Consider the following 26443-nt stretch of genomic DNA (forward strand, 5'->3'; position numbering starts at 1 on the left):
GTTAAAGGCGAATGAAATAACTGTGGCGAGGGAGCTTGCTCCCTCGCCACATTACCTACTGCATCAGGCTTCGCTGGCGACCCGCGCCTGGCGGTCACGCACCAACGTTGGCGCCTTCTCTTTCTCCAGGCGCATGCAACTTTCCAGGAACAGATACATGTAGTCGTAGCTCTTGCACACGGCTTGGCGCAGCTCTACCTGCAATTCCTGGGACGGGTTCATGCCGGCCAGGGTGCAGATGATTTCCAGCGCTTCCCACGGGTGGGCGTCATCGTACTGGGCGTGCATCTTCAGCCACTTCATTGCACGCTTGCGCTCTTCCTCTGGGAAGGCCGCCGCGTAGACACCGGTAGAACAGACCACCGCAGACCATTCCCCCGTTGCCCCCTCGATTGCGTAGTTGGTCGCGGCAATCGCCACGATCAGCGAATCGGCAGAGCTGGTGTGCCAGCACCAATGGCTCAGTGCGTGCAACTCCGGCGGTACGTTCTGGGCCTGCAACTCTTCTAGGCTCACGCCGTGAGCACGGGCCCAATGCACCCAATAGTCGGCATGGTTGAGTTCCACGCGAATATTGCGCATCAGCCAGCGGCGCGCCATGTCCTCCCCGGGATGGCGGGCAAATTTGGTCTTGGTGAGGTTCTGTGCCATGTACAAGGCAAACTGTTCCACCACAGGCCAGCCACCGATCAGGTAGTGGCGCATGGTCTTGGCGCTGAGCGTGTTATCGCGCATGCGCTGGTACAGTTCGTGTTCGACAACGCGACGCTTGCTCTCGCTACAGTCCTGGATCAGTTTTTGTGCCCAGGCGGGGTAACTCGAGGCTTCCATAAGCGGGCCGGTTCTGTTGAATGTGTCGATCACTGTTTAAGGCTCCTTTTTAAGTGTGATTGTACAGACCAGCGAATGTTTCAGCGGAATGTGCCAGGCGCCTTGAATAACAGGGGCTGCGGCCGCACAGGTCGACACTGCAAGCTATCAAAGGTAAACAATTGCGGTCGTTCAATCAGGTAGCCCTGAGCGTAATCCACACCAATTTCGAGTAGTGCCTGTTCGATTTGCGGTGTCTCGACAAATTCTGCAATTGTGCGCTTACCCATGACATGGCCGATGTGATTGATCACTTCGACCATCGCGCGGTTAATCGGGTCGTCCAGCATATCCTTTACGAAACTTCCATCGATCTTCAGGAAGTCTACAGGTAAATGTTTGAGATAAGCGAATGAGGACATTCCGGCACAAAAGTCATCCAGCGAGAACTGACAACCTAAGGCTTTGAGTTCATTAATAAAGCGGATTGCACTGCCCAGATTGGCAATCGCACTGGTTTCAGTAATTTCAAAACAGATCATGCCGGGCGGAATATTGTAAGTATGAAATTTCTCACGTAAAAACCCGAGGAACTCATCATCACCAATAGTTATGCCTGACAGATTGATCGCACACATGGCCATCGGGCGGTTCGGACGCTCCTGCAGGCAACGGGCGATGATCTTGAACACATTCTCCACCACCCAACGGTCCAGGGACGTCATCAGACCGTAACGCTCGGCCGCCGGGATAAAGCTGTCGGGCAAGATAATGCGGCCGGCCTCATCATGCAGGCGCAGCAGGATTTCGATATGCCCATTGCCCGCATCGGTCTGTCCCAGGGGCGAGATTTCCTGGGCATAGAGGCAAAACCGGTTCTCTTCCAAGGCCATGTGCAGGCGCTGCACCCAGGCCATCTCGCCAAAGCGCAGGGACAATTCCGAATCATCGGCGTGGTACACCTGCACACGGTTGCGACCTTTCTCCTTGGCCATGTAGCACGCCATGTCGGCGGCGCGCAGCGAGGTTTCCAGGGTGGTCGGGGTTTGCCCAAGGTGCACCAGGCCGATGCTGACAGTGGTCATGAACGGCCGGCCCTTCCACACAAAATGCAGGCTCTGCACCGTATGGCGCAGGCTCTCGGCGATTTTTTCCGCCACGACCGCCGGACAGTTTTCCAGCAAAATGCCGAACTCATCCCCCCCCCAGGCGCGCCAGGGTGTCGCCCTCGCGCAGGTCCGACTGCAGCAACGCGCAAATATGTCGCAACAGTTCGTCACCGGCCGCATGACCACAGGTGTCGTTGACCAGCTTGAACTGGTCCAGGTCAAGAAACATCAATGCATGCCGCCCGCCGTGCTGCTGCCCTGCCGGGTGCAGCACTTGTTCCAGGCGGAATTCGAATTCGCGGCGGTTGGCCAGGCCAGTCAGGGCGTCATGGGTTGCCTGCCAGGACAGGTTGGCGATGTATTGGCGCTCTTGGGTCATGTCATGCAACACCAGCACCGCCCCCGTCACCTTGCCGTCGCTGCGGATCGGCGCACCCACCAGAGTCACCGAGACCGTGCTGCCATCCAGCCGCTGGATGGTCTTTGAATGCTCGCTGCCGCCGCTGAGCTGGCCCTTGACGATATGTTCGATCAGGGTAAACCCGTCGGGCTCGGCATCGTCATCCAACAAGTTGAACAACGCTGCCAGCGGCAGGCCCTGAGCCTGGGCCGAATGCCAGTGGGTCAGCGCCTCGGCTGCCGGGTTCATGTAGGTAATGGCGCCGTCGACGTCGGTGGTGATCACGCCATCGCCAATCGACTCCAACGTGATCTGCGCTCGCTCCTTCTCTTGTTGCAGGGCATTGGCGAAAGCGTGGCGCTGGGCCAGCAACTTATGCGTGCGCAACAGCGCCAGCACAATCAGGCCAAGGGCCGTGGCCAGGTTGGTAATCAGCAGCAGCCGCAGGATCATCCGCGAGCCTTCGCCCAAGGCATCGCTGAAGGCCTTGGCAGCTGGCGTTACGCCTTCATTGATCGCGATGATATGCGCCTTCCATTGCCGCACATCGTTGGCGCTGACGTGGTCGCGGAGGATTGCGCCGTGCATCTCCTGGGCCAGGCCATCGAGTTGCACCAGGTAGCTATCGCCCACGGTCCACAACTCGATGGCTTTTTCCAGGTAGCTGAAGTGACGAAAATTGAGGTACAGCCAGATCAGGCTCGAGACGTCATCCGGGTGGTTGCCCCCCTTGAGAATGCCCAGCCGCGCAGCCGTAAGATCAGGCGTAGGACGATCGAGGGCGATGCGCAGCTCATGCCCGCCCTGGGGCACGGCTATGGCCTGCTGGTATCTGAGGTACGTGGCTTCGTCACGGTTGTCAGCGTAGAGCGTGAGGTAGTAGATGGCGTCTTTCTGGCCCTTCGACCACAGGCTCTCGCCGGCCACATAGCCGCGCACAGCTGAAAGCATGAAAAGACTGACACAGCCCAACAATGCCTGAAACAGCACCACGGCGATGAAAGGCCACACAATGCCCAATAGCCTTGGCGTTCCGAGAGTACGCTTTTGCTTCATGAAGTCCCTTGCACATGCACTGCTGGATACGCACGCGAAAAACCGCTTCCGATAGCTCAGCTTAGGCTGAATCAACGTACTTGCTGTAAGTGCCCGTAGAGTTTGGCGTACAAGCCGCCATCTGCAATCAATTGCTGATGATCACCATCCTCAGCAATGTGACCGCCGTCGAACACTAATACTCGGTCGGCTTGCTTAACCGCCGACAGGCGGTGGGCGATGATCAGTGTAGTACGCCCACTGAGAAACCGCGCCAGCGCCTCGTGCAGGTTGTACTCGGTAGCGGCGTCCAGGGCGGAAGTTGCTTCGTCGAGGATCACCACTTTCGGCTCGGCCAACACCATGCGCGCAATCGCCAGGCGTTGACGCTGCCCGCCGGAAAACCTCACTCCGGAGCGCCCCACCACACTGTCCAAGCCCATCGGCAATGCCTTGACGGTAGCATCCAACTGGGCGATTTCCAGTGCCTGCCAGCAGGCCTGGTCGCTGCGCTCGCGGCCCATGGTCAGGTTGGCGCGCACAGTATCGTTGAACAACGCGGGATGTTGCAGCACCACGGCGACGTTTTCGCGGAGGGTCTCCAGCCCGATTTCCTGCTGAGTGGCACCACCAAAGCGAATAGTTCCAGCTTGTGGCGTATACAGCCCGAGCAGCAGTTGCACCAAGGTACTTTTTCCGCCGCCGCTGGCGCCGACGATTGCCACTTTCTCGCCCGGCGCAATGACCAGGTTCAACTGGTCGAGCACCAGGTCTTCGCCGTAGCCGAAGTTCAGGCCGCGCACTTCGATGCCGACGGTCTCACGCCCGGTAAACGGGTCTTCCCCCCCGGCATACTGCGGTTCGTCGGCACGCGCCAGCAGTTCGTTGATCCGCGTCAGGGCCCCGCCCGCCGCGTAATAGGCATATTGCAAGTTCAACAGCTGCTCCACCGGCCCGATCATGAACCACAAGTAACTGAACACCGCGAGCATCTGGCCAATGGACAGGTCGGAAAACAGCACGGTGAGCATGGCGGCCGCACGGAAAATATCGATACCAAACTGGAACAGCAAACCACTGGCGCGGCTGGAGGCGTCGGTTTTCCACTGTGAATGAATGGCAAAGTCACGCACTTCCCGGGCACGCTGGCCCAGGCGCCCGAGGAAAAAGCCCTGGCGGTTGCCGGCGCGCACTTCCTGGATAGCGTCGAGGGTCTCGGTCAAGGCCTGGGTGAAGCGCGAAGTACTGTCGTTTTCCAGCTTCTTCAAGTGTTTGACGCGTTTGCCCAACTGCACCGTGGCGTAGATCACCAGCGGGTTAAACAGCAGGATCAGCAGCGCCAATTGCCAATGCATCCACACCAGGATCGCCGAAGTGCCCACCAGCGTGAGCATGGCCACCAAAAAGCGGCTGAGGGTTTCGCCGACGAATTTATCCAGGGTATCCAGGTCGGTGACCAAGTGCGTGGTGACCGTGCCACTGCCCAGGCTTTCGTACTCGCCCAGGGAAATACGCTTGAGCCGCTCAATCAGGCGCACGCGGATGCGGTACACAATGTCCTTGGCCAGCCGCGCAAACAGCCGCGCCTGCACCACGTTGAACACCAGGGCGCCGCAGCGCAGACACAGGGTCACCAGCAGCATGAGGCCGATATACCCGGCCGCTTTCTGCCAACCCAGCGGGAGGGCGTGGTTCATCACGTTGAGGGCGGCATCGCCATGGCCCAGCAGCACTTCGTCCACCAGCAACGGCAGTAGCAAGGGGATGGGTACACTGCACAGGGTTGCCAGTACGGCAACGCCATTGGCGATCCACAGGGATTTCTTGTGACGCAGGGCCAGGCGGCGAATTTCCGCCCAGGTCAGTCGGTCCACACGTTTGCCGGCATTTTTGTCTGGCTGATCATGCACAGGTCGCTCGCTCCAGCCAGCGGGCCAACAACGGCGACAGCTCGGACAGCGGCTGGTAACCGTTGGTCAGCAGGGCCAACTGGCCATTACGCTCGGCCAACAGCGTCGGGAAGCCGGCGATGCCCAAGTCCTGTACCCAAGTGAAGTCGGCAGCCGTGGCAGCATGCTGCTCCGCACGGTCGAAGGCACCGGCGAACTCGATACGTGGAATGCCCGCTTGTTCGGCCAGCTCCACCAGGACGCTGGCAAGGGTCACATCGCGGCCCTCGACATAAAACGCATGCTGGATCAGCCCCAGCAGTTTCCACGCGCAATCCGGCGCCAAGCTGCGGGCGGTAACGATGGCGCGGCACGCGGGCTCCGTGTCGTACACAAAACCGTCAGGCAATGCGCCTTCGCGCTTGAACGGCTGGCCAGTGGCGTCGGTGACGGCCTGCCAGTGCTCCAGGATGTAGCGGCGGGTCGTCGGCTCCAACGCCGCGCCACTGCCGGTGCGCAGGCCGCCCACCACCAGGTGCAGTTCCACACCGGCCGACTGGGCCTGCTTCACCAACGCCTTGGCCACCGGGGCAAAGCCCCAGCACCAGGAACACATCGGGTCCATTACATAGAGCAGGCGCGTGGACATGGCTCAAGCCTCGGAAGGTGATTGCTTATAGTTGAAGCCAATCGGGTGCGGCATGTTGCGGGCCTTGGCCAGCTCGATCTGCTTTTGCCGATCAATCGCGCTGCGACGGGTCTTCTCGGGCAGCTTATCCCAGCAATGCGGGCAGCTGATGCCAGCCACGTAGTGCTCGGATGCACGGTCTTCCACACTCACGGGTGTGCGGCAGGCATGACATTGATCGTAGTCGCCTTCGCTCAAGTCGTGGCGCACGGTCACGCGATTGTCGAACACAAAGCAGTCGCCCTGCCATTTGGTTTCTGCCTGCGGCACCTCTTCGAGGTACTTCAGAATGCCGCCCTTGAGGTGGTAGACCTCGTCGAAGCCTTCGCTGAGCATATAGCTGGAGGCTTTCTCGCAACGAATGCCGCCGGTGCAGAACATGGCGACTTTCTTGTGCTTGGCGGGGTCGAAGTTGGCTTTGATGTAGTCGGGAAATTCACGAAAACTGGTGGTTTTCGGGTCAATCGCGCCTTCAAAGGTGCCAATGGACACTTCGTAGTCGTTACGGGTGTCGATCAGCAGCACTTCCGGGTCGCTGATCAGCGCGTTCCAGTCCTGCGGTTCGACGTAAGTACCGACCTTTTTGTTCGGGTCGACGCCTTCGACGCCCAGGGTCACGATCTCTTTCTTGAGCTTGACCTTGGTGCGGTAGAACGGCTGGTCGTCGCAGTAGGATTCTTTGTGGTCGATGTCGACCATGCGCGGGTCTTTTTTCAGCCAGGCCATCAGGCCATCAATGCCTTCGCGGCTTCCGGAAACGGTGCCGTTGATGCCTTCTTCGGCGATCAGCAAGGTGCCTTTGATGCCGTTGTCGACCATCGCCTGCAGCAATGGCTCGCGCAGGGCGACGTAATCTTCGAGGGTGACGAACTTATACAGTGCCGCCACGACAATCGGTTGAGTCACGGGTGTTCTCTCCAGGTGGCTACCCTCGTAAAGGGTGAACCGGATGCAAAAAAAACGCGCCGTCTGAGCGGCGCGTTGCGGATTCTAACAAATGCTCGGTGTCAGAGACACCCGATCATCAGTCATGCCCGCCGGCGCAGGTCGGCGAGGCCGGGGCTGCGTCGATTTTCGCCCATTCTTCAGGCGTGTAGGTATGCAACGCGAGCGCATGAAACTCGCCCATCAGGTCACCCAAGGTGGCGTAGACCTTCTGGTGGCGCTTGACGCGGTTAAGGCCTTCGAACTGCGGGCTGACCAGCACGGCCTTGAAGTGGGTCTGCAACCCACGGCTGTGCATATGGCTTTCATCCTGCACGCTCAAATAGTCCTGGCCCAGCTCGGCGAGCGCCACTTCGATACGCTGTTGCATGGTCATTGCCGGCTCCACTTACTTCTTGGCAGGGGCAGCAGGTTTCTTCGCCGGTGCCAGTTCGTTGGTCATGTCTTCCAACAGCTTGTTCACCACCGGCACGGCGCTTTCCAGCTTGGCCTGGGTCATCTGGGCCGATTGCTGGGTCAGTTGCGGCATTTTTTCCAGGACTTTCTTACCCAGTGGCGACTGGTAGAAGGCAACCAGGTCCTTGAGTTCGGATTCGCTGAAGTTGGTGGTGTAGAGCTTGACCATGTCCGGTTTCAGCTTTGGCCAGCCGATAGCCTGGTCCAGGGCAGCGTTGGCCTTGGCCTGGTAGCTGTCCAGTACGGACTGCTTGGCGGCAGGCGCCTTGGTTTGTTCGAAACGCTGGGCGAACATTTGCTGCACTTGCATGTACACCGGGGTACCCAGCTTGTCAGCGTGGGCCAGGGTAAGGAAGGCTTCGGCACTGGCGTTGTGGCTGGCGGTATCGGCAAAAACCTGGCCGCTGGCGCAAACCAGAGCAACCGCGGTACAGATGGCACGAAGACGAGTCATCGAGTTTCCTTTTCTAGCAGGCGAGGTAAGACCCCAAGGGCGCCCATTCTGCGCCTAAAAAACGCCAAGGCTCAACCCCACCCCTTGTCGGGCCTGGATTTGCGGGCAATGAATCCGATGAAAAGCCTTTTATGGAACCCGCTGGGTCGATCAGGGCCTAAACTGCGCAAACGAACCCGAAGGAGTGTGCCCGATGAGCCGTATCGAAACCGACAGCCTGGGAGAAGTCCAAGTCCCGGATGACGCTTACTGGGGCGCTCAGACCCAACGTTCGCTGGTGAATTTTGCCATTGGCGAGCAACGCATGCCCCTGGCGGTACTGCACGCCCTGGCCCTGATCAAAAAGGCCGCGGCACGGGTCAACGATCGAAATGGCGACCTGCCTGCCGACATCGCCCGCCTGATCGAACAAGCCGCCGACGAAGTGCTGGCTGGCCAGCATGACGACCAGTTCCCCCTCGTGGTCTGGCAAACCGGCATCGGCACCCAAAGCAACATGAACGCCAACGAAGTGATCGCCGGCCGCGCCAATGAGCTGGCTGGCAACAAGCGCGGCGGCAAGAGCCCGGTGCACCCCAACGATCACGTCAACCGTTCCCAGAGTTCCAATGACTGCTTCCCCACCGCCATGAGCATCGCAGCGGTACAAGCGATACATGAGCGATTGTTGCCGTCGATCGCCACGCTTTCCGGTGGCTTGGCCGAACTGGCCGCCCGGCATATGAACCTGGTGAAGACCGGGCGCACCCATATGATGGACGCCACGCCGATCACCTTTGGCCAGGAACTCTCGGCATTTATCGCCCAGCTCGACTACGCCGAACGCGCTGTGCGCAGCGCCCTGCCCGCCGTGTGCGAGCTGGCCCAGGGCGGCACGGCCGTGGGCACCGGGCTGAATGCGCCGCAGGGTTTTGGCGAAGCGATTGCCGCCGAACTGGCGGCGCTGTCCGGCTTGCCGTTTGTGACCGCGCCAAACAAATTCGCCGCCCTCTCCGGCCATGAGCCGTTGGTGACCCTGCACGGCGCCCTGAAAACCCTGGCCGTGGCCTTGATGAAAATCGCCAACGACCTGCGCCTGCTCGGCTCCGGCCCGCGCGCCGGGTTGGCCGAGGTGAAGTTGCCGGCCAACGAGCCGGGCAGTTCGATCATGCCGGGCAAGGTCAACCCGACCCAATGCGAAGCGCTGTCGATGCTGGCCTGCCAGGTCTTGGGCAATGACGTAACCATCGGCATGGCCGCGAGCCAAGGGCACTTGCAGTTAAACGTGTACAAGCCGGTGATCATCCACAACCTGCTGGAGTCGATCCGCCTGCTGGCCGACGGCTGCAACAACTTCCAGGAACATTGCATTGCCGGTCTCGAGCCCGACGCCGAGCAGATGGGCGCGCACTTGGAGCGTGGGCTGATGCTGGTGACTGCGCTTAATCCGCATATCGGCTACGACAAGTCGGCAGAAATCGCCAAGAAGGCTTACACCGAAGGCCTCACCCTACGGGAGGCTGCACTGGCGCTGGGCTATCTGACGGATGCCGAATTTGATCAGTGGGTTCGCCCGCAGGACATGCTAGGCGCCTAGGAAGCCATGCGCACCCGCCGGGCCTTGAGCCCGGCGAGCAACGACGGCGCCAGCGCCACGGTCGCCGAGCCCAACACCACCACCAACGCCCCGGCATACCCCAGGGCGTTGATTTCTTCGGCCTGCACATACTCAGGCCACAGCCACGCCGCCAGGGCGACGGCTACAAAGGTCACCAACGGTGTGAGCGCAAGAGTCGCACTGACCCGCGAGGCTTCCCAATGCGCGAGCGCTTCAGCAAAGGCGCCGTAGGCCACCAGGGTGTTCATGCAGCACGCCAGCAGCAACCAGCCTTGCAGCGGGCTCAGGTCCAACGCCTCCAGCGGGTGCGCCCAAGGCGTGAGTAGCACGGCGCAGGACAGGTAGATCACCATCATCACCTGCAGCGAATTCCACACCGTGAGCAATTGCTTCTGACCCAGGGCGTAGAACACCCAGATCGACGTCGCGAGCAGAACGGTCAGCACCCCGGCGGTGTAGGTGCCAAGTGACGTCAACAACTCCAACAGACGTTGGTTGAAGAACAGGCCAAAACCGACCATCAGCACCAACAACCCCAGTACTTGCCCGCGACTGAAACGCTCCTTGAACACAAACACGCTGGCGACCATCAAGAAGATCGGCCCCATCTGCACCACTAACTGCGCAGTGCCGGGGCTGAGCATTTTCAAGCCCACCAAGTACAGCACGTAATTGCCCACCAGGCCGCACACGGCCATCCCCACCAGCCAGCCACCCTTGGGGCCCAGCACCTTGCGGCTGGGCAAGCGCCGGGTGAGCGCCAGGTAGAAGAACAGGCAACCGCCGGCCACCGTCAGGCGAAACCAGGTGACCGTGATGGGGTCCATCACCTGCAACACCTGCTTGAGTTTGATCGGCAGAATGCCCCAGAGCAGCGCGGTCAGCAGGGTCAGGAAAAAACCATAGACCCAGCGGCCGGAAGAGATGTGCATGAATGCCCCAGGAGCCAGAGGAAGTGGTGCAGCATTCTAGGGGTAAGTGAAAGGGTTGGGCTATGACGCCGTTCAAATGTGGGATCCGGCTTGCCTGCGATGGCGGTGTGTCAGGCAGAAAATCGACTGATCGACCGCTATCGCAGGCAAGCCAGCCCTCACATTCGAGCCGGTTTCTTCGGGGTTTAGCGGACGGCTTCGAACAGGCCGGTGGCGCCCATGCCGCCGCCGACGCACATGGTGACGATGCCATAGCGCACATTGCGCCGCTGCAGCTCACGCACCAAATGCCCTACCTGCCGCGATCCGGTCATGCCGAACGGGTGCCCGATGGAAATCGAACCACCGTTGACGTTGTACTTCGCGTTATCAATGCCCAGGCGATTACGCGCATACAGGCACTGCGACGCAAACGCTTCGTTCAGCTCCCACAGGTCGATATCCGCCACTTGCAAGCCCCTGGCCTTGAGCAGCTTGGGCACCGAGAACACCGGGCCGATGCCCATCTCGTCCGGCTCGCAGCCAGCCACGGTAAACCCACGGAAAAAAGCCTTGGGCTTGAGGCCCAACGCCAAGGCTTTTTCCAGGCTCATCACCAGGGTCATCGAAGCCCCGTCGGACAGTTGCGACGAGTTACCCGCCGTCACCGAACCGTCCTCGGCAAATACCGGCTTCAACCCTTGCAGGCTGGCCAACGTGGTGTCCGGACGGTTGCAATCATCACGATCAACCACGCCATCGAGCACCTGCACTTCACCGGTGTTCTTGTCTTCGACCTTGTACTTGACGGCCATGGGCACGATTTCATCGTTGAACAAACCATCAGCCTGAGCCTGGGCGGTACGCTGCTGGCTCTGCAGGGCGTACAGGTCCTGCTCTTCGCGGCTGACATTGTAGCGACGAGCGACGATTTCAGCGGTCTGGCCCATGGGGAAGTAAATACCCGGCACCTGCTCTTTGAGCAGTGGGTTGATCAGGTTGTCGGTGTTGACGCTTTTCATGGTCAGGCTGATGGACTCGACACCACCGGCGACGATGATGTCGCTGCAACCCGAGGCAATCTGGTTCGCCGCAATCGCAATGGCCTGCAAGCCCGACGAGCAGAAGCGATTGAGGGTCATCCCCGCCGTGCCGGTGCCCAATTGTGACAGCACCGCCACATTGCGTCCGATGTTGTAGCCCTGCGCACCTTCGTTGGAGCCGGCGCCGACGATGCAATCTTCCACCGTCGCCGGGTCGATGCCGTTGCGGCTCAGCAGCGCGTTGACGCAATGGGCCGCCATGTCATCCGGGCGAGTCTGGTTGAACTTGCCGCGAAAGGATTTGGCCAGGCCGGTTCGCACGCTGTCGACGATCACTACTTCACGCATGGGCTACCTCGATCTTGTCGTTGTTGGGAGTTGGATCGAGGATAGATCCAGGCCCTCCCAATCGCGACGATCATTCACCCCGCCTATACAAAAGCATGGCAGGTAAACAACTTGTAGTGAGCGGGCTTGCCCCGCGCTTGGCTGCGAAGCAGCCCTAATCCAGGCACCGCATTTATCCAGTTAAATCTCGTTGGCAGGTTTTGGGGCTGCTTTGCAGCCCAGCGCGGGGCAAGCCCGCTCACTACAGAAATTCCAGTCACCATAAAAGGGGTTATTTCTTTTTATCGTGCTTGTCGGACTTGGCAAATGCCTCTTCCAAGGCAACGTTGATCGTGCGCAAAACCTTGACCCGGGCCCAGCGCTTGTCATTGGCTTCCACCAATGTCCAGGGCGAGACTTCAGTGCTGGTGCGGTCGACCATATCGCCGACGGCGGCGCGGTAGTCGTCCCATTTGTCGCGGTTACGCCAGTCGTCCTCGGTGATCTTGAAGCGCTTGAAGGGGATTTCCTCGCGGGCCTGGAAACGCTCCAACTGGGTCTGCTTGTCGATGGCCAGCCAGAACTTCACCACGATCACGCCGGCATTGCGCAGTTGCTCTTCGAAGTCATTGATCTCGCCATAGGCGCGCATCCAGTCCGCCGTGGTGCAAAAGCCCTCGATGCGCTCCACGAGCACGCGGCCGTACCACGAACGATCGAACACGGTGAACTTGCCCCGCGCCGGGATTTTCTGCCAGAACCGCCACAAGTAAGGCTGGGCGCGTTCGTCTTCGGTGGGCGCGGCAATCGGCACGATATGGTACTGGCGCGGATCCAGTGCGGCGGCGACACGACGGATCGCCCCGCCCTTGCCCGCCGCATCGTTGCCTTCAAACACCGTGACCAGGGCGTGCTTGCGCATGCGTTTGTCGCGCATCAGGCCGGAGAAACGCGCCTGCTCCGTAATCAGTTGCTCTTCGTAATCGTCCTTGTCCAGCCGCAACGTCATGTCGAGGCTGTTAAGCAAGCTCATCTGGTCCACCGCCGAGGGTAATGGCGCCGGGTTCATGCCACTGGCCTTGCCCTTGGGCAGCTTCAGGGCGTTTTGCAGGCCTTCGAGCAGGATCTTGCCCACGGTCAGACCACGGTAATGCGCGTCAACGCCTTCGATGACATGCCACGGCGCATAGTCGCGGCTGGTGCGGCGCAGCACACGTTCGCCGAAATGCACGAATTTGTCGTACGTCTCGGACTGCTGCCAATCCAGCGGGCTGATGCGCCAGCTGTGCAGCGGGTCATCGGCCAGGGCCTTGAGCCGCGCCTTCATTTGCTTCTTGGACAGGTGGAACCAGAACTTGAAGATCAGCGCGCCTTCATCGCAGAGCATCTTCTCCAGGCGCTCGGCACCGGCGATGGCCTGGTCCAGGCGTGCATCCTTGATCTGCCCATGTACCCGGCCTTGCAACATCTGGCTGTACCAGTTGCCGAAAAAAATCCCCATGCGGCCCTTGGCCGGCAGTTGGCGCCAGTAGCGCCACGCGGGCGGTCGCGCCAGTTCTTCGTCGGTCTGCTGGTCGAAGGTGCGCACTTCGATCAAGCGCGGGTCCATCCATTCATTGAGCAGTTTGACGGTCTCGCCTTTACCGGCGCCTTCGATGCCATTGATCAGGATGATGACCGGAAAGCGCTTCTGCTGTTGCAGCTCGTACTGCGCTTCCAGCAGGGCTTCACGCAGTGCCGGCACTTCGGCGTCGTAAGTGTCTTTGTCGATGGCGTGGCCGATTTCAGCGGATTCGAACATGGGCAGCTCCGTTTCAAGTTGGACCAAGACTAGCGGATTGGGCAGCAGCGCGCGGGAGGAAATTCCATACGCGCTTGCCGTAGGTCAATTCATCACGGGTTGATCGGCTAGAATGGCCACCTGGAATTTACCGAGCCGCCCATGAACCCCATCACCCACGCCCAGCTCGACTGGGATGACCAAGGCCGCCCGCACTCGCAGGTGTTCGACGATGTGTACTTTTCCGACCAGTCGGGCCTTGAAGAAACCCGCTACGTGTTCCTCGAACAGAACCGTTTGCAGCAACGCTTCGCGGCGCTCCCGGCGGATGGGCGACTGGTGATTGGTGAAACCGGCTTCGGCACCGGGTTGAATTTCCTGTGTGCCTGGCAACTGTTCGAACAGCACGCGGTTGCCGGTGCGCACCTGCATTTTGTCAGCGTGGAAAAGTACCCGCTGAGCCACGTCGACCTGCAACGCGCCCTCGCCCTCTGGCCCGAGCTGCAGCCCTTCGCCGAGCAACTACTGGCGCAGTACATCGCTGTCCATCAAGGCTTCCAGCGGCTGGTGCTGGATAACGGCCGCGTGACCCTGACCCTGTTGATCGGCGATGCCCTGGAACAATTGCCACAACTGGATGCGCAGATCGACGCGTGGTTTCTCGACGGCTTCGCCCCGGCGAAAAACCCCGACATGTGGACCGCCGAGCTGTTTGCCGAACTGGCGCGCCTGGCGGCACCCGGCTCAACCATCAGTACCTTTACCAGCACCGGCTGGGTACGACGGTTGATCAACGCGGCCGGGTTCAAGATGAAGCGCACACCCGGCATCGGCCACAAGTGGGAGATCCTGCGCGGCGAGTTTCTTGGCTGGCCCGTAGATACCCCGTGTCCCACACCAGCCAAACCCTGGTTCGCCCGCCCCCCTGTCATCACAGGCCAGCGCCATGCCATGGTCATCGGCGGCGGCCTGGCCGGTTGCGCCACCGCCGCCAGCCTTGCGGCACGGGGCTGGCGCGTCAGCCTGCTGGAACGCCATGCGGCGTTGGCGCAGGAAGCGTCGGGCAACCCCCAAGGCGTGCTGTACCTCAAGCTTTCCGCACACGGCACGGCCTTGTCGCAACTGATTCTCAGCGGTTTCGGCCACACCCGACGGCTATTGGAGCACTTACATCGAGGCGTCGACTGGGACGGCTGCGGCGTGCTGCAACTGGCGTTTGATGCCAAGGAAGGCCAGCGCCAGGCGCAACTCGCCGATGCGTTCGCCCCGGATCTGCTGCACCTGCTGGACCGCGATCAGGCCCAACAACGCGCCGGAATCAGCCTGGCCCAGGGCGGCCTGTTTTTCCCCGAAGGCGGTTGGGTGCACCCGCCGGCGCTTTGCCAGTGGCAGGCGGCACATCCGTTGATTGAGGTACTCACACATAACGAGGCCGTTGAGCTGCACCGGGTCGATGACCAGTGGCAAGCCCGCAACGGCGATTGCGTGCTGGCGAGCGCCTCAGTGGTGGTGCTGGCGGGAGCGGCTGACATCAAGCGGTTTGCGTTCAGCGCCGACCTGCCGCTCAAGCGGATTCGTGGGCAGATCAGCCGACTGCCGCAAACCGCAGACAGCCAGGCGCTGGGCACGGTGGTGTGCGCCGAAGGCTATGTCGCGCCCGCCCGGCTGGGTGAACACACGCTTGGCGCCAGCTTCGACTTCACCAACGACGACCTCACGCCCACCGCTGCCGAACATGCTGGCAACCTGGATATGCTGCGCGAGATTTCCACAGACCTGTTGCAGCGCCTGGGCGGAGCACAACTGGCCCCGGAACAGCTTGAGGGGCGTGCCGCATTCCGCTGTACCAGCCCTGATTACCTGCCGATTGTCGGACCGCTGGCGGATTGTACAGCGTTTCAAAGCGTGTATGCCGTGCTCGGCAAAGACGCCCGGCAAGTCCCGGATACGCCGTGCCCGTGGCTTCCGGGCGTGTACATTAATAGCGGCCACGGATCACGCGGACTGATCACGGCGCCACTGTGCGGCGAACTGATCGCCGCCTGGCTGAGTGACGAACCGCTGCCGGTACCGGCCAGTGTGGCCGAAGCTTGCCACCCCAACCGGTTTCCCTTGCGGGCATTGATTCGCGGCAAAACAACGACGCCGTAATCAGCGCAAACGAGGGCATTAAAGCCATCGCGGCTATTTGCCTTATAACTTATCGGTCTAAAACTCCACGGATAGCACTGGGTCAGTTTCTGGGTACGCGCCCTCAGCGGCGTATTGAGTATTGACCCCTCCCCAACGGAAAAACCGGTAAGGAATTTATGTGCGGATTAGCTGGAGAATTACGTTTCGATGTCCAACCTGCCGACTTGGCGGCCATTGAGCGCATCACTCATCACTTGGCCCCACGTGGCCCGGATGCCTGGGGCTTCCATGCCCAAGGGCCGATTGCCCTGGGCCACAGACGCCTGAAGATCATGGACCTGTCGGACGGCTCGGCCCAACCGATGGTCGATTCACACCTCGGCCTGAGCCTGGCCTTCAACGGCGCGATCTATAACTTCCCGGAATTGCGCCAAGAGCTGGAAGCCCTGGGCTACGCCTTCTATTCCGGTGGCGACACCGAAGTGCTGCTCAAGGGCTATCACGCCTGGGGCGAAGCGCTGCTGCCCAAGCTCAACGGCATGTTTGCCTTCGCCATCTGGGAGCGCGATGCCCAGCGTCTGTTTATCGCGCGTGACCGTCTCGGCGTAAAACCGCTGTACCTGTCGCACACCGGCCAGCGCTTGCGCTTTGCCTCGGCATTGCCGGCGCTGCTCAAGGGCGGCGATATCAACCCGATCCTTGATCCGGTGGCGCTCAACCACTACTTGAACTTCCACGCCGTGGTGCCTGCACCGCGTACCCTGCTGGCAGGCATTGAAAAACTGCCGCCGGCGAGCTGGATGCGTGTCGAAGCCAACGGCAAGACCGAGCAGAAAACCTGGTGGACCCTGCCCTACGGTCCCCATGAGGACGAGAAAAACCTGAGCCTGGAAGATTGGACCGATCGCGTGCTCGACAGCACCCGCGAAGCCGTGGCCATCCGCCAACGTGCCGCCGTGGATGTCGGCGTGCTGCTGTCCGGCGGTGTCGATTCGAGCATGCTCGTCGGCCTGCTGCGAGAAGTCGGCGTGCAAGACCTGTCGACCTTCTCCATCGGTTTTGAAGACGCGGGCGGCGAAGCTGGCAACGAGTTCCAGTACTCCGACCTGATCGCCAAGCACTACGGCACGCGTCACCACCAATTGCGCATCGCTGAAAGCGAGATCATCGAGCAACTGCCGGCGGCGTTCCGCGCCATGAGCGAGCCGATGGTCAGTCATGACTGCATCGCCTTCTACCTGCTGTCGCGGGAAGTGGCCAAGCATTGCAAGGTGGTGCAGAGCGGCCAGGGCGCCGACGAGTTGTTCGCCGGTTACCACTGGTACCCACAGGTGGACGGCGCCAGCGATCCTTATGCGGCGTATCGCGATGCGTTTTTTGACCGCAGCTACGAGGATTACGCCGCCACCGTCGCGCCGAAATGGCTGACGGCCAACGACGCTGCCGGTGACTTTGTACGCGAGCATTTCGCCATGCCAGGCGCCGATGCCGCCGTGGACAAGGCGCTACGCCTGGACAGCACGGTGATGCTGGTGGACGACCCGGTCAAACGCGTCGACAACATGACCATGGCCTGGGGCCTGGAAGCGCGTACGCCATTCCTGGACTACCGCCTGGTGGAACTGTCGGCCCGTGTACCTGGCAAGTTCAAGTTGCCTGATGGCGGCAAGCAGGTCCTCAAAGAAGCCGCGCGCCGTGTCATCCCAAGCGAAGTCATCGACCGTAAGAAAGGCTATTTCCCAGTGCCGGGCCTCAAGCATTTGCAGGGCGATACCCTGAACTGGGTCCGTGAACTGTTGCTGGACCCCAGCCAGGATCGCGGCCTGTTCAACCCGGCCATGCTCGACCGCCTGCTCACCGACCCGCAGGGCCAACTGACGCCGTTGCGCGGCTCCAAGCTGTGGCAACTGGCGGCGCTGAACCTGTGGCTCAGCGAACAAGGAATCTGATTGATGAAACCTCTTGCAGCGGCTTACAGCCAACGCTTGCTGAAGGGCCAGGCGCCAACCTACGAGCGCCTGCAAGCCCGCCTGGCTGAAGACGGCAGCCCCTTGGCCGCCGAACCGATTGCCGTGCATTGCGGTTGGGGTCGGCTGTTGATCGGCCATACCTTTCCGGACCCTGCCAGCCTCGCCCAGGAGTTGCTCAATGAGCAGGCTGGCGAGCGAGACATCGCTCTGTATGTGGCGGCCCCCCAGCAAATTCTGGGGATCGATCCCCAACAGTTGTTTCTTGATCCGTCCGACACGTTGCGCCTTTGGTTCAGCGACTATCGCCCAGCGACTCGAGTGTTTCGTGGCTTCCGTATTCGCCGCGTGCAGAGCGAGGCCGATTGGCTGGCGGTGAACCGGCTCTATCAAGGGCGTGGCATGTTGCCTGTCGACGCCGAACGCCTCACGCCGCGCCATCAAGGTGGCCCGGTGTATTGGCTGGCGGAGGATGAAGACAGCGGCGCGGTGATCGGCAGCGTGATGGGCCTCAATCACCAAAAAGCGTTTCACGACCCGGAAAACGGTTGCAGCCTGTGGTGCCTCGCGGTTGACCCGCAATGCACGCGCCCCGGTGTAGGCGAGGTGCTGGTGCGCCATCTGGTGGAACACTTCATGAGCCGTGGCTTGAGCTATTTGGATTTGTCGGTGCTGCACGATAACCGCCAAGCCAAGAACCTTTACGCCAAGCTCGGTTTTCGCGCGCTGACCACCTTTGCGATCAAGCGCAAGAATGGCATTAACCAGCCGTTGTTCCTCGGCCCCGGCCCGCAGGCGGGGTTTAACCCCTATGCACGAATCATCGTTGAGGAGGCCCACCGACGTGGTATCGATGTGCAGGTGGATGACGCTGATGCGGGCATGTTCACCCTGAGTCATGGCGGCCGCCGTGTGCGCTGCCGTGAATCCCTGAGCGACCTGACCACCGCCGTCAGCATGACGCTGTGCCAGGATAAAAGCCTGACGCATAAAACGCTGAAAGCCGCAGGGCTGAACGTGCCGTCGCAACAACTTGCGGGCAGCGCCGATGACAACCTGGAGTTCCTCGACGAGCACCAGCGCGTCGTCGTCAAGCCGCTGGATGGCGAGCAAGGCCATGGTGTAGCGGTGGATTTGCAAAGCATCGAAGATGTGCAGCAAGCGATTGAAGCAGCGCGGCAGTTTGACAGTCGGGTGTTGCTGGAGAGCTTCCACGAAGGCCTGGACCTGCGCATCCTGGTGATTGGTTTCGACGTTGTCGCCGCTGCAATCCGACGCCCAGCCGAAGTGACCGGCGACGGTCAGCATTCCATCGGCGCCTTGATCGAAGCCCAGAGCCGCCGCCGCCAGGCCGCCACTGACGGTGAAAGCAAAATCCCGGTCGACGCCGAAACCGAGCGCACCCTGCGCGCCGCCGGCTACGACTACAGCAGCATTCTGCCTCGCGGCCAGACCCTGGCCGTGCGCCGCACCGCCAACCTGCACACGGGGGGTTGCCTGGAAGACGTCACCGCCATCCTGCACCCCACGCTGGTGGACGCCGCCGTGCGCGCTGCGCGTGCCCTGGATATTCCCATGGTGGGCCTGGACCTGATGGTGCCTGCCGCCGATCAACCCGAGTACGTGTTTATCGAAGCCAACGAACGCGCCGGCCTGGCCAATCATGAACCGCAACCCACGGCGGAGAAGTTCGTGGATTTGTTGTTCCCCCACAGCCAGCCGTCTGCTTGAAAGATGTGTTGCCTGTACTGGCGTCTTCGCGAGCAAGCCCGCTCCCACATTCAGACCGCATTCCAATGTGGGAGCGGGCTTGCTCGCGAAGGCGTCGTAACAGACGCCATACACCTTTAAGCCTGCCACTTCATCAGGAGTCTCTATGACCCGAACCATCCCCGAACCGGACCTTGCTTACCTGCAAAAAGTGCTGCTGGAAATGCTCGCGATCCCCAGCCCCACCGGGTTCACCGACACCATCGTGCGCTACGTCGCCGAGCGCCTGGAAGAACTGGGCATTCCGTTTGAAATGACGCGGCGCGGCACCATTCGCGCCACCCTCAAGGGCCAGAAGAACAGCCCAGACCGTGCGGTGTCCGCGCATTTGGACACCATCGGCGCCGCCGTACGCGCGATCAAGGACAACGGCCGCCTGAGCCTGGCGCCGGTAGGCTGCTGGTCGAGCCGATTTGCCGAAGGCAGCCGCGTCAGCCTGTTTACCGATAACGGTGTGATCCGTGGCAGCGTGTTGCCGTTGATGGCCTCCGGGCACGCCTTCAACACCGCCGTGGACGAAATGCCGGTGAGCTGGGACCACGTGGAGCTGCGCCTGGACGCCTACTGCGCGACCCGCGCCGATTGCGATTCCCTGGGGATCGGCATCGGTGACTACGTGGCCTTCGACCCACTGCCCGAATTTACCGAAAGTGGGCACATCAGCGCCCGACACCTTGACGACAAGGCGGGCGTCGCTGCCCTGCTCGCCGCGCTCAAGGCTATTATCGACAGCGGCGAACCGCTGCTGATCGACTGCCACCCACTCTTCACGATTACCGAGGAGACCGGCAGCGGCGCAGCGGCCGCCCTGCCTTGGGATGTCAGTGAGTTCGTCGGCATCGATATCGCCCCCGTCGCCCCCGGCCAGCATTCCAGTGAACATGCGGTGAGCGTGGCGATGCAGGATTCGGGGGGGCCGTATGACTATCACCTGTCGCGGCATTTGCTGCGCCTGGCGTCTGATAACGAGTTGCCGGTGCGCCGCGACCTGTTCCGCTACTACTTCAGCGATGCACACTCGGCCGTGACCGCCGGCCATGATATCCGCACCGCGTTGCTGGCGTTTGGCTGCGACGCGACTCACGGCTACGAACGCACCCATATCGATAGCCTTGCGGCGCTGAGCCGCCTGCTGGGCGCGTATATTCTCAGCCCGCCGGTGTTCGCCAGCGACGCACAACCGGCCCAGGGTTCATTGGATCGGTTCAGTCATCAGATTGAACACGATGCACAAATGGAGAGCGACACGCGGGTGCCATCGGTGGACAGCCTGGTGGGCAACAAGTCCTGAGACTGGCAACTGCGGTCCCGGCGCAGTAGCATCGCCGGGACCCATCACCTGAGGCTTGTATGCTGATTCCCTACGACGCGCTTGAAGTCGACACCCTGACCCGCCTCATCGAAGACTTCGTCACCCGTGACGGCACCGACAATGGCGACGACACGCCCCTGGAGACCCGCGTATTGCGCGTGCGCCAGGCGCTGACCAAGGGGCAGGCGCTGATCGTGTTCGACCCCGAGAGCGAGCAATGCCAGTTAATGCTCAAGCACGACGTGCCCAAGCATCTGTTCGACTGAAAATGCGCTAAGGGTTGGGGGCCGCGTGCAGCTCGGCGGCTTGGCGTTCGAGGATTTTCTGGTAGACCTCGGCGCGATGAACATGCACCCCGGCCGGCGCTGCAACACCGAACTTCACTTGGTTACCGTTCAACTCGAGGATGTGCACGGCGATGTCATCGCCAATGGAGATGACTTCGCCTACAGCGCGGCTTAAGACCAGCATGGCGGTTGTCCTTTTAGAATGACAGGACCTCGACCATGCGCGCTGGCTGTGGGTGCATCAATGCCTTGCGGTGAAATCAGGCACTCCCTACATACGCAGGTAACTTGCCTGACAGACTGCCACCTGATCAGCCTTTAACCGCCTGCGCCTTAGCACGCATCTTGTCGGCCATGGTGGTCATCTCGTCATAGAGCAACTGCGGGTTCTTCTGCTTTAACGCCCACGCCATCCGCCCTTGCTCATGGGGCAGGATCATGAATTCGCCTGCTGCGACGCGCTGATAAATGTAATCGGCAATGTCCGCCGCCGAAATCGGCGAGCTCTCAAGCAGTTTGCCCACTTGCGCCTTCATCGCCGGGGTCGGCCCGCGGAACGAGTCGAGCAGGTTGGTCTGGAAGAACGACGGGCAGACCACGTGCACGCCGACTTCCTGCTGCTTTAGCTCCACCAGCAGACTTTCCGACAGCGCCACCACGCCGGCCTTGGCCACGTTGTAGTTACTCATGGCCGGGCCCTGCATCAATGCCGCCATAGACGCGATGTTGATGATGCGGCCCTTGCTCTTTTCCAGCAGGGGCAGGAACGCCTTGCAGCCCTTGACCACGCCCATCAGGTTGATTGCGATCTGCCAGTCCCAGTCTTCCAGGGACAGTTCGGCGAAGAACCCACCCGACGCCACGCCTGCATTGTTGACGATCACATCGATGCCACCCAGTTTCACCTCGCAAGCCTGGGCAAAAGCGGTGAGCTGGCTGTAATCGCGCACGTCACAGCGTTGCACAAAACCGTCGCCGCCCGCCTCGCGCACGCGCTTGAGGGTGTCCTGCAAGCCCGGCTCGCTGACGTCAGACAAGGCCAATTGCCAACCTTCGCGGGCCCAGCGCAGAGCGATTTCGCGACCCAGGCCGGACCCGGCACCAGTGATCATCATGCGATTTTGCATAGGAGGTAGCCTTGTGGTTCACGGAAGAAGTGACCGGCAGTGTAGCGAAGGTTTTTCCTACACCCACCCACCATCAGAGTGATGAATGCCCCTGGCAAACCGGCAGCTGGGTCGAATATTTGCCTATAGCCTAAGTTCAATATTTTTCAACTAGCAAAGCCAATTTGCGAACGCATTAAAAGAAATAAGCACGTGCGCGAAATGCTTTAAAAAAATACTGAATTTTTCGCAAGGGGCAATAGTCGGAGTTGTTAAGGCGTCCGTAAGTTAGCTGTCGGGCCTACCGTTAAATAACCGGTCTTTGCAGAAAGCCAATAAGGAAAAAACCATGAGCCTCATTCTGATCATTATCCTGATCCTCCTGCTGGTCGGTGGTCTGCCAGTGTTCCCTCACTCACGTAACTGGGGTTACGGCCCGTCGGGTATCCTCGGGGTGGTATTGGTAGTGCTGCTGGTGTTGATGTTGCTCGGCCGGATATAAAGCCCTGGTAGCAAAAAAACAGCAAAAAAAGAGGCCTTGAAAAAGGCCTCTTTTTTATTGCCGGTTAATTAGTCCGGCTTGCCGTCAACCACACCGGCAGTGTTATCCAACAGGCTCTTGGTCGCCGTCTGTAGGAACGACTCAAGTTTCTGCCTCAATGCCCCCTCGTCCGGCGATTCAGGAATCACCTTACCGGTCGGATTGGCGCCCAGCTCATATTCCCAAAGCTTGGGTGGCATTTCCTTCGGCAGCACCAGAATGCGATCGCCGGTAACCAGCGCCACTGTCTGGTCGCTGCCCGACGGTTTGATCACGCCGAAGCCTTTATCGCCTTCCGGCAGGTTCAGCAGGTCGCGCCCCCAGCACTGGTGGAGGGTTTCGCCACCCAGGCGGCCCATGATGGTCGGCACGATGTCGATCTGGGTGCCCACGGTGTGGTCACGCTCGCCGAACTTCTCCTGCATGCCCGGTGCGATCATCAGCATCGGCACATTGAAGCGACCCAGGTCCATTTCGGTGATCTGCTGTTCGTTGCCAAAGCCGTGGTCGCCGACAATCACGAACAAGGTTTCCTTGAAGTACGGCTCCTTGCGGGCCTTTTCAAAGAACTGGCCCAAGGCCCAGTCGGAGTAGCGCATCGCCGTCAAATGCTCGTCGAGGCTGCCACGCCCCGTGACCTTCTCGACCGGCAATGGCGTCGGCAAGGCATACGGCGTGTGGTTGGACAAGGTTTGCAGCAAGGCATAGAACGGCTTGCCACCTTCGCGGGCTTTCAGCTCTTCCAGGCCACGGTTGAACATGTCCTGATCGGACACGCCCCACGTCGGGTCGGAGAACACCGGGTCAACGAAGTCGTTGCGACCAATGAAGTTGGTCATGCCCTGGTTGCTGAAGAAGCCCGATTGGTTATCCCAGGCGAAGTCACCGTTGTAGACATACACGTCGTCAAACTTGCGCGCGCTGAGCAACTGCGGCAGGCCTGACAGCTTGTGGCTGCCTTCCGGGGTCTGCATCAGGTATTCGAACGCCGGCAGGTTGGGGAAACACGCCATGGTGGCGAACATTCCCTGGTGAGTGTGCGTGCCGTTGGAGAAAAAGCGGTCGAACAACAGGCCTTCCTTGGACAGTTTGTCGAAGTACGGCGTGATGTTACCCGGACGACCCAGGGCGCCCACCGAGTGACCGGCGAAGCTTTCCATCAGGATCACCACGACGTTCTTGATCGGCAGGGTTTTCTCTGCCGGTGGGGTGAACTCACGGCGCACGGCGGCGGTGTCGGTATCCACCAGTTTTTCCGTCGGCAGCACCAGCATGTCGCGCACCGTCTGGGTCGCCAACGGCTGTTCCAGCGTTGCCTTCCAGGTGTTATCACGATGTTCTGAGAACCGTGCCTTGGCCGCGCCGACCAGCGACAATGTGCCATTCAGGCCCAGTTGGTTGGCGAAGTTCGAGTCGGTGGTGTAGACGTCACCCCAACGCAGTGGCGGGCCTTGGCGCAGGGTGCCACGCGCGGCGATTACAGCGACCAACAGGCAGACCACGAACACCGCAATACGCGTGTACCACGGCGCTACTTGGCGGGTGCCGATGCTGCCACCGCTGAACGGCCCGCGTGGGCGCGTTGCACGGTCTGCACCTTTAAAGGCGATGCTCAGGATCAGCGTGCCCACGGCCCAGGCCAGCAGGTAGCGCACCACCGGGAAACCGTACCAGAGCATGCTCATCACGGTTTTCGGGTCTTCTTTCACGTACTGGAACACCAGGCCGTTGAGGCGCTGGTGGAACTCGCGATAGAAGTCCATTTCCATCAGGCCCAGGAACAGCGCGATGCTGGACGCCACAGTCAGCCAGAAACGGAAGAACCCGCGAGCAGCCATCGCCCGTACGCTGAACAGTGCCAACAGCAATGGGATGATCAGGTACACCACCAGGCGCAGGTCTAGGCGCAGGCCGTTGGCGAACGCTTCAAGGAAGGTCGAGGCCGGCGTGTCGAGGATCATCTCGCGGTTGTACACCAGCAGCGCCAGGCGCAGCAGGGAGAACATCACCATCATGACCAGTGCGCAGAGCAGCGTGTATGCCAGATGGGATTTGACGGTCGGTTGCAGCAGGCGATTTGAAGCTCGCTGCTGATTCAGGGCGTCCGGGTTTGCCATGTCGTTTTAGGACCCATTGGAAGTTTAAGTTGCGAAATATTGCTGCGGCATCCTGCCCACGCCCAAGCGTGTAGGAACGGGGGGGTAAGCGCGTTGGCGCAAATGGTGCCCGATGAATGCCATCAACGCTATTGATTACTGAGGAAAAACACTTCTTTGTAGTGCTTTCGCCGGCCGGCGACAGAGCCGTCCTACAAGGAAACAAAGCGAAGGGAATTGTCCGGAAGGCTGTGTGAAAATTCTGTACAGCGAATATTTCGACACAAAAAAATGTGGGAGGGGGCTTGCCCCCCTCCCACATTGACTACGGCCACTCTATGTTGAGTGGGCAGTTTTACCGTCAGATCCGCACGTTGCCACGCGGCCCGGCGATTGCCCAAATGATCAAGCCCAGCACCGGCAACAACAGGATCAGCAAAATCCACAGCACCTTGGCGCCCGTGCTGGCACCGCTTTTGAATACATTGATGATCGCCCAGATATCCAGCGCCAGGATGATCAGCCCGATCAGGCCATTAAAAGTCGAACCCATGGTGTTGCTCCTAAGTGAGGGCATGCCCTTGTAGGATAGTCAGCCCTGGCCGGGGTTCCGTTTTATTTCAGACGTGCACGGCGATCTTCAGCGCTTCCAGGGACGGCTCGCCCTTGATGCCGACTTCGGCGCACAACGCCAGCACACGCGGCAGGTCGTTGCCGTAGACGAGCACGGCCTGGATCTCGTCGTCCAACAGTTGGCTGAAGTTGAGCAACACGTAGCCGCCATCTTCCGGGCTGAGGGCACTCATCTGGATCTGGATGCGGTTCAGTGCAGTCAGGTCTTCGGTCTTGGCCAGTTGCTTGGGCTTGAGGTTGAACGCCACGCCTGGGCCGAACGAAGCGACGATCTGTGCGAACAGGTCGCCGTAGGTGTCGGCCTGGAACAACACGGTGTCCGGCAGGCTGCCGACCACGATCCATTCACCCAAAGGAATCGGGAAGGTATCGTCGTAGTTGATGTCCGGGTTGACCGCCAGAAACGCCGCCGGGTCCGCGTAGGCCTGGGCCGCTTCATCGGCGATACGCGCCACTTCGTCCTCGCCCATGACGCCGGCGCTGATTTTGCTGATGAGTTCGACGAGGGCGGTTTTCATGGGCATGGTCCTGTAGCGGGCTGGTTTTTCAGGGCGCGTAGCCTACACCAGTTTCTGCAACTGCGCCGCCGTATCCACTGCGCCCATGGTCTGCGCCGCCGCCAACGCCGTCGCGCCCTGGGCATCCGTCGCCTTGGGGTTGGCGCCCTGGCCGAGCAGGTAGTCGACCATCTCCACGCGGTTGAACATTGCCGCCATCATCAAGGCGGTACGGCCGTCCGAGGAGGAGGCGTCCACTGGCGCGCCACCTTCGATCAGCGCCTGAACCACCGGCAAGTTGCCCTTGAACGCAGCTCCGGCGATCGGCAACTGGTTCTTATCATTGGCGATCAGCGGGTCAGCCTTGAACTCCAGCAGGACTTTTACCGCTTCGGCATGGCCGTGGTAGGCCGCGAGCATCAACAGGGTGTCGCCGTTATGGTTACGAAAATTGGCTGGCAAGCCTTTGGCCAGCAGCGCGGCGAGCATGGCGGCGTCGCCTTTGCGGGCGACGTCAAAGACCTGCTCGGCAAATTCGGCGGCTTCATCATCGGTCATTTGTTTGGGTTGATCTGACATGTGGGGCTCCTTGTCCTGATACTGAATAGGCGCCAGTGTCGCGAGGGAGTTCCCACCTGTCATGGCTTTTTTGTCAAA

General features: G+C 60.6%; 22 protein-coding genes and 1 pseudogene. 7 read left to right on the plus strand and 16 right to left on the minus strand.

Annotated elements, in window-relative coordinates; all coding sequences use genetic code 11:
- Positions 1-63: 63 nt before the first annotated feature.
- The 7 genes and pseudogenes from AB4O35_RS25380 to AB4O35_RS25410 form a co-directional block, all read right to left on the minus strand.
- On the minus strand, positions 64-831 hold the full coding sequence (locus AB4O35_RS25380) for a TenA family transcriptional regulator (protein ID WP_258407178.1): 768 nt from the start codon (positions 829-831) through the stop codon (positions 64-66).
- 80 nt (positions 832-911) lie between these two features.
- A pseudogene (locus tag AB4O35_RS25385) lies at positions 912-3375 on the minus strand (EAL domain-containing protein).
- Positions 3376-3446: 71 nt separating this feature from the next.
- Positions 3447-5264, minus strand: coding sequence for an ABC transporter ATP-binding protein (locus AB4O35_RS25390; protein ID WP_065873309.1), 1818 nt, complete (start codon positions 5262-5264; stop codon positions 3447-3449).
- Entirely contained in the window at positions 5257-5892 is a 636-nt protein-coding gene (locus tag AB4O35_RS25395) for a DsbA family protein (protein WP_065873310.1), read from the minus strand. Before AB4O35_RS25395 ends, AB4O35_RS25390 begins: the two co-directional genes overlap by 8 nt.
- Positions 5893-5895: 3 nt before the next feature.
- Complete coding sequence (trhO, locus tag AB4O35_RS25400; protein ID WP_065873311.1) at positions 5896-6837, minus strand: oxygen-dependent tRNA uridine(34) hydroxylase TrhO; 942 nt, start codon at positions 6835-6837, stop codon at positions 5896-5898.
- Between the two features lie 118 nt (positions 6838-6955).
- Positions 6956-7252 (minus strand): BolA family protein, encoded by a 297-nt coding sequence (locus tag AB4O35_RS25405; protein ID WP_065873312.1) that lies wholly within the window; start codon positions 7250-7252, stop codon positions 6956-6958.
- Positions 7253-7264: 12 nt separating this feature from the next.
- Complete coding sequence (locus AB4O35_RS25410) at positions 7265-7786, minus strand: DUF2059 domain-containing protein (RefSeq protein ID WP_010208895.1); 522 nt, start codon at positions 7784-7786, stop codon at positions 7265-7267.
- Positions 7787-7979: 193 nt separating this feature from the next.
- On the opposite strand from AB4O35_RS25410, the gene AB4O35_RS25415 reads away from it, so the two are divergent.
- Positions 7980-9362 carry a class II fumarate hydratase gene (locus tag AB4O35_RS25415; protein WP_460149356.1) on the plus strand — a complete coding sequence of 461 codons (1383 nt, stop codon included), beginning with the start codon at positions 7980-7982 and terminating at the stop codon, positions 9360-9362.
- Here AB4O35_RS25415 and AB4O35_RS25420 read toward each other — a convergent pair.
- The 3 genes from AB4O35_RS25420 to pap form a co-directional block, all read right to left on the minus strand.
- A complete protein-coding gene (locus AB4O35_RS25420; protein ID WP_065873314.1) occupies positions 9359-10315 on the minus strand; it encodes a DMT family transporter in 957 nt (318 codons plus the stop codon). The genes AB4O35_RS25415 and AB4O35_RS25420 overlap by 4 nt on opposite strands.
- Positions 10316-10500: 185 nt before the next feature.
- Positions 10501-11685 (minus strand): thiolase family protein, encoded by a 1185-nt coding sequence (locus AB4O35_RS25425; protein ID WP_065873315.1) that lies wholly within the window; start codon positions 11683-11685, stop codon positions 10501-10503.
- 271 nt (positions 11686-11956) lie between these two features.
- Positions 11957-13465: a polyphosphate:AMP phosphotransferase gene (gene pap, locus AB4O35_RS25430; protein ID WP_065945319.1), complete on the minus strand. Its 1509-nt coding sequence runs from the start codon at positions 13463-13465 to the stop codon at positions 11957-11959.
- 141 nt (positions 13466-13606) lie between these two features.
- On the opposite strand from pap, the gene mnmC reads away from it, so the two are divergent.
- The 5 genes from mnmC to AB4O35_RS25455 all read left to right on the plus strand — a co-directional run bounded on the left by mnmC (position 13607) and on the right by AB4O35_RS25455 (position 20892).
- Positions 13607-15595: a bifunctional tRNA (5-methylaminomethyl-2-thiouridine)(34)-methyltransferase MnmC2/FAD-dependent 5-carboxymethylaminomethyl-2-thiouridine(34) oxidoreductase MnmC1 gene (gene mnmC / locus AB4O35_RS25435; protein ID WP_065873317.1), complete on the plus strand. Its 1989-nt coding sequence runs from the start codon at positions 13607-13609 to the stop codon at positions 15593-15595.
- 158 nt (positions 15596-15753) lie between these two features.
- Complete coding sequence (locus AB4O35_RS25440) at positions 15754-17526, plus strand: N-acetylglutaminylglutamine amidotransferase (protein WP_460149357.1); 1773 nt, start codon at positions 15754-15756, stop codon at positions 17524-17526.
- A gap of 3 nt (positions 17527-17529) precedes the next feature.
- Complete coding sequence (gene ngg, locus AB4O35_RS25445; protein WP_065891058.1) at positions 17530-19275, plus strand: N-acetylglutaminylglutamine synthetase; 1746 nt, start codon at positions 17530-17532, stop codon at positions 19273-19275.
- Positions 19276-19420: 145 nt separating this feature from the next.
- On the plus strand, positions 19421-20605 hold the full coding sequence (locus AB4O35_RS25450; protein WP_065873320.1) for an osmoprotectant NAGGN system M42 family peptidase: 1185 nt from the start codon (positions 19421-19423) through the stop codon (positions 20603-20605).
- A gap of 59 nt (positions 20606-20664) precedes the next feature.
- Positions 20665-20892 carry a YheU family protein gene (locus tag AB4O35_RS25455; RefSeq protein WP_003192759.1) on the plus strand — a complete coding sequence of 76 codons (228 nt, stop codon included), beginning with the start codon at positions 20665-20667 and terminating at the stop codon, positions 20890-20892.
- A 7-nt stretch (positions 20893-20899) separates the two neighbouring features.
- Here AB4O35_RS25455 and csrA read toward each other — a convergent pair whose 3' ends face one another.
- Positions 20900-21097: a carbon storage regulator CsrA gene (csrA, locus tag AB4O35_RS25460; protein WP_049712242.1), complete on the minus strand. Its 198-nt coding sequence runs from the start codon at positions 21095-21097 to the stop codon at positions 20900-20902.
- Between the two features lie 127 nt (positions 21098-21224).
- A complete protein-coding gene (locus AB4O35_RS25465) occupies positions 21225-22040 on the minus strand; it encodes an SDR family oxidoreductase (RefSeq protein WP_065873321.1) in 816 nt (271 codons plus the stop codon).
- Between the two features lie 328 nt (positions 22041-22368).
- Between AB4O35_RS25465 and AB4O35_RS25470 the strand changes: the two genes are divergently transcribed.
- Complete coding sequence (locus AB4O35_RS25470; protein WP_065873322.1) at positions 22369-22521, plus strand: DUF3309 family protein; 153 nt, start codon at positions 22369-22371, stop codon at positions 22519-22521.
- A 68-nt stretch (positions 22522-22589) separates the two neighbouring features.
- On the opposite strand, the gene AB4O35_RS25475 is transcribed toward AB4O35_RS25470, so the two are convergent.
- From AB4O35_RS25475 to AB4O35_RS25490, 4 genes are all read right to left on the minus strand, one after another.
- A complete protein-coding gene (locus AB4O35_RS25475) occupies positions 22590-24677 on the minus strand; it encodes an LTA synthase family protein (RefSeq protein ID WP_065945318.1) in 2088 nt (695 codons plus the stop codon).
- A gap of 340 nt (positions 24678-25017) precedes the next feature.
- Positions 25018-25209, minus strand: coding sequence for a PLDc N-terminal domain-containing protein (locus AB4O35_RS25480; protein WP_003172956.1), 192 nt, complete (start codon positions 25207-25209; stop codon positions 25018-25020).
- Between the two features lie 67 nt (positions 25210-25276).
- On the minus strand, positions 25277-25807 hold the full coding sequence (locus AB4O35_RS25485; RefSeq protein ID WP_065873324.1) for a hypothetical protein: 531 nt from the start codon (positions 25805-25807) through the stop codon (positions 25277-25279).
- 42 nt (positions 25808-25849) lie between these two features.
- Positions 25850-26365: an ankyrin repeat domain-containing protein gene (locus tag AB4O35_RS25490; RefSeq protein WP_065873325.1), complete on the minus strand. Its 516-nt coding sequence runs from the start codon at positions 26363-26365 to the stop codon at positions 25850-25852.
- Positions 26366-26443 lie beyond the last annotated feature (78 nt).

The organism is Pseudomonas sp. H1_A03 (assembly GCF_054685145.1).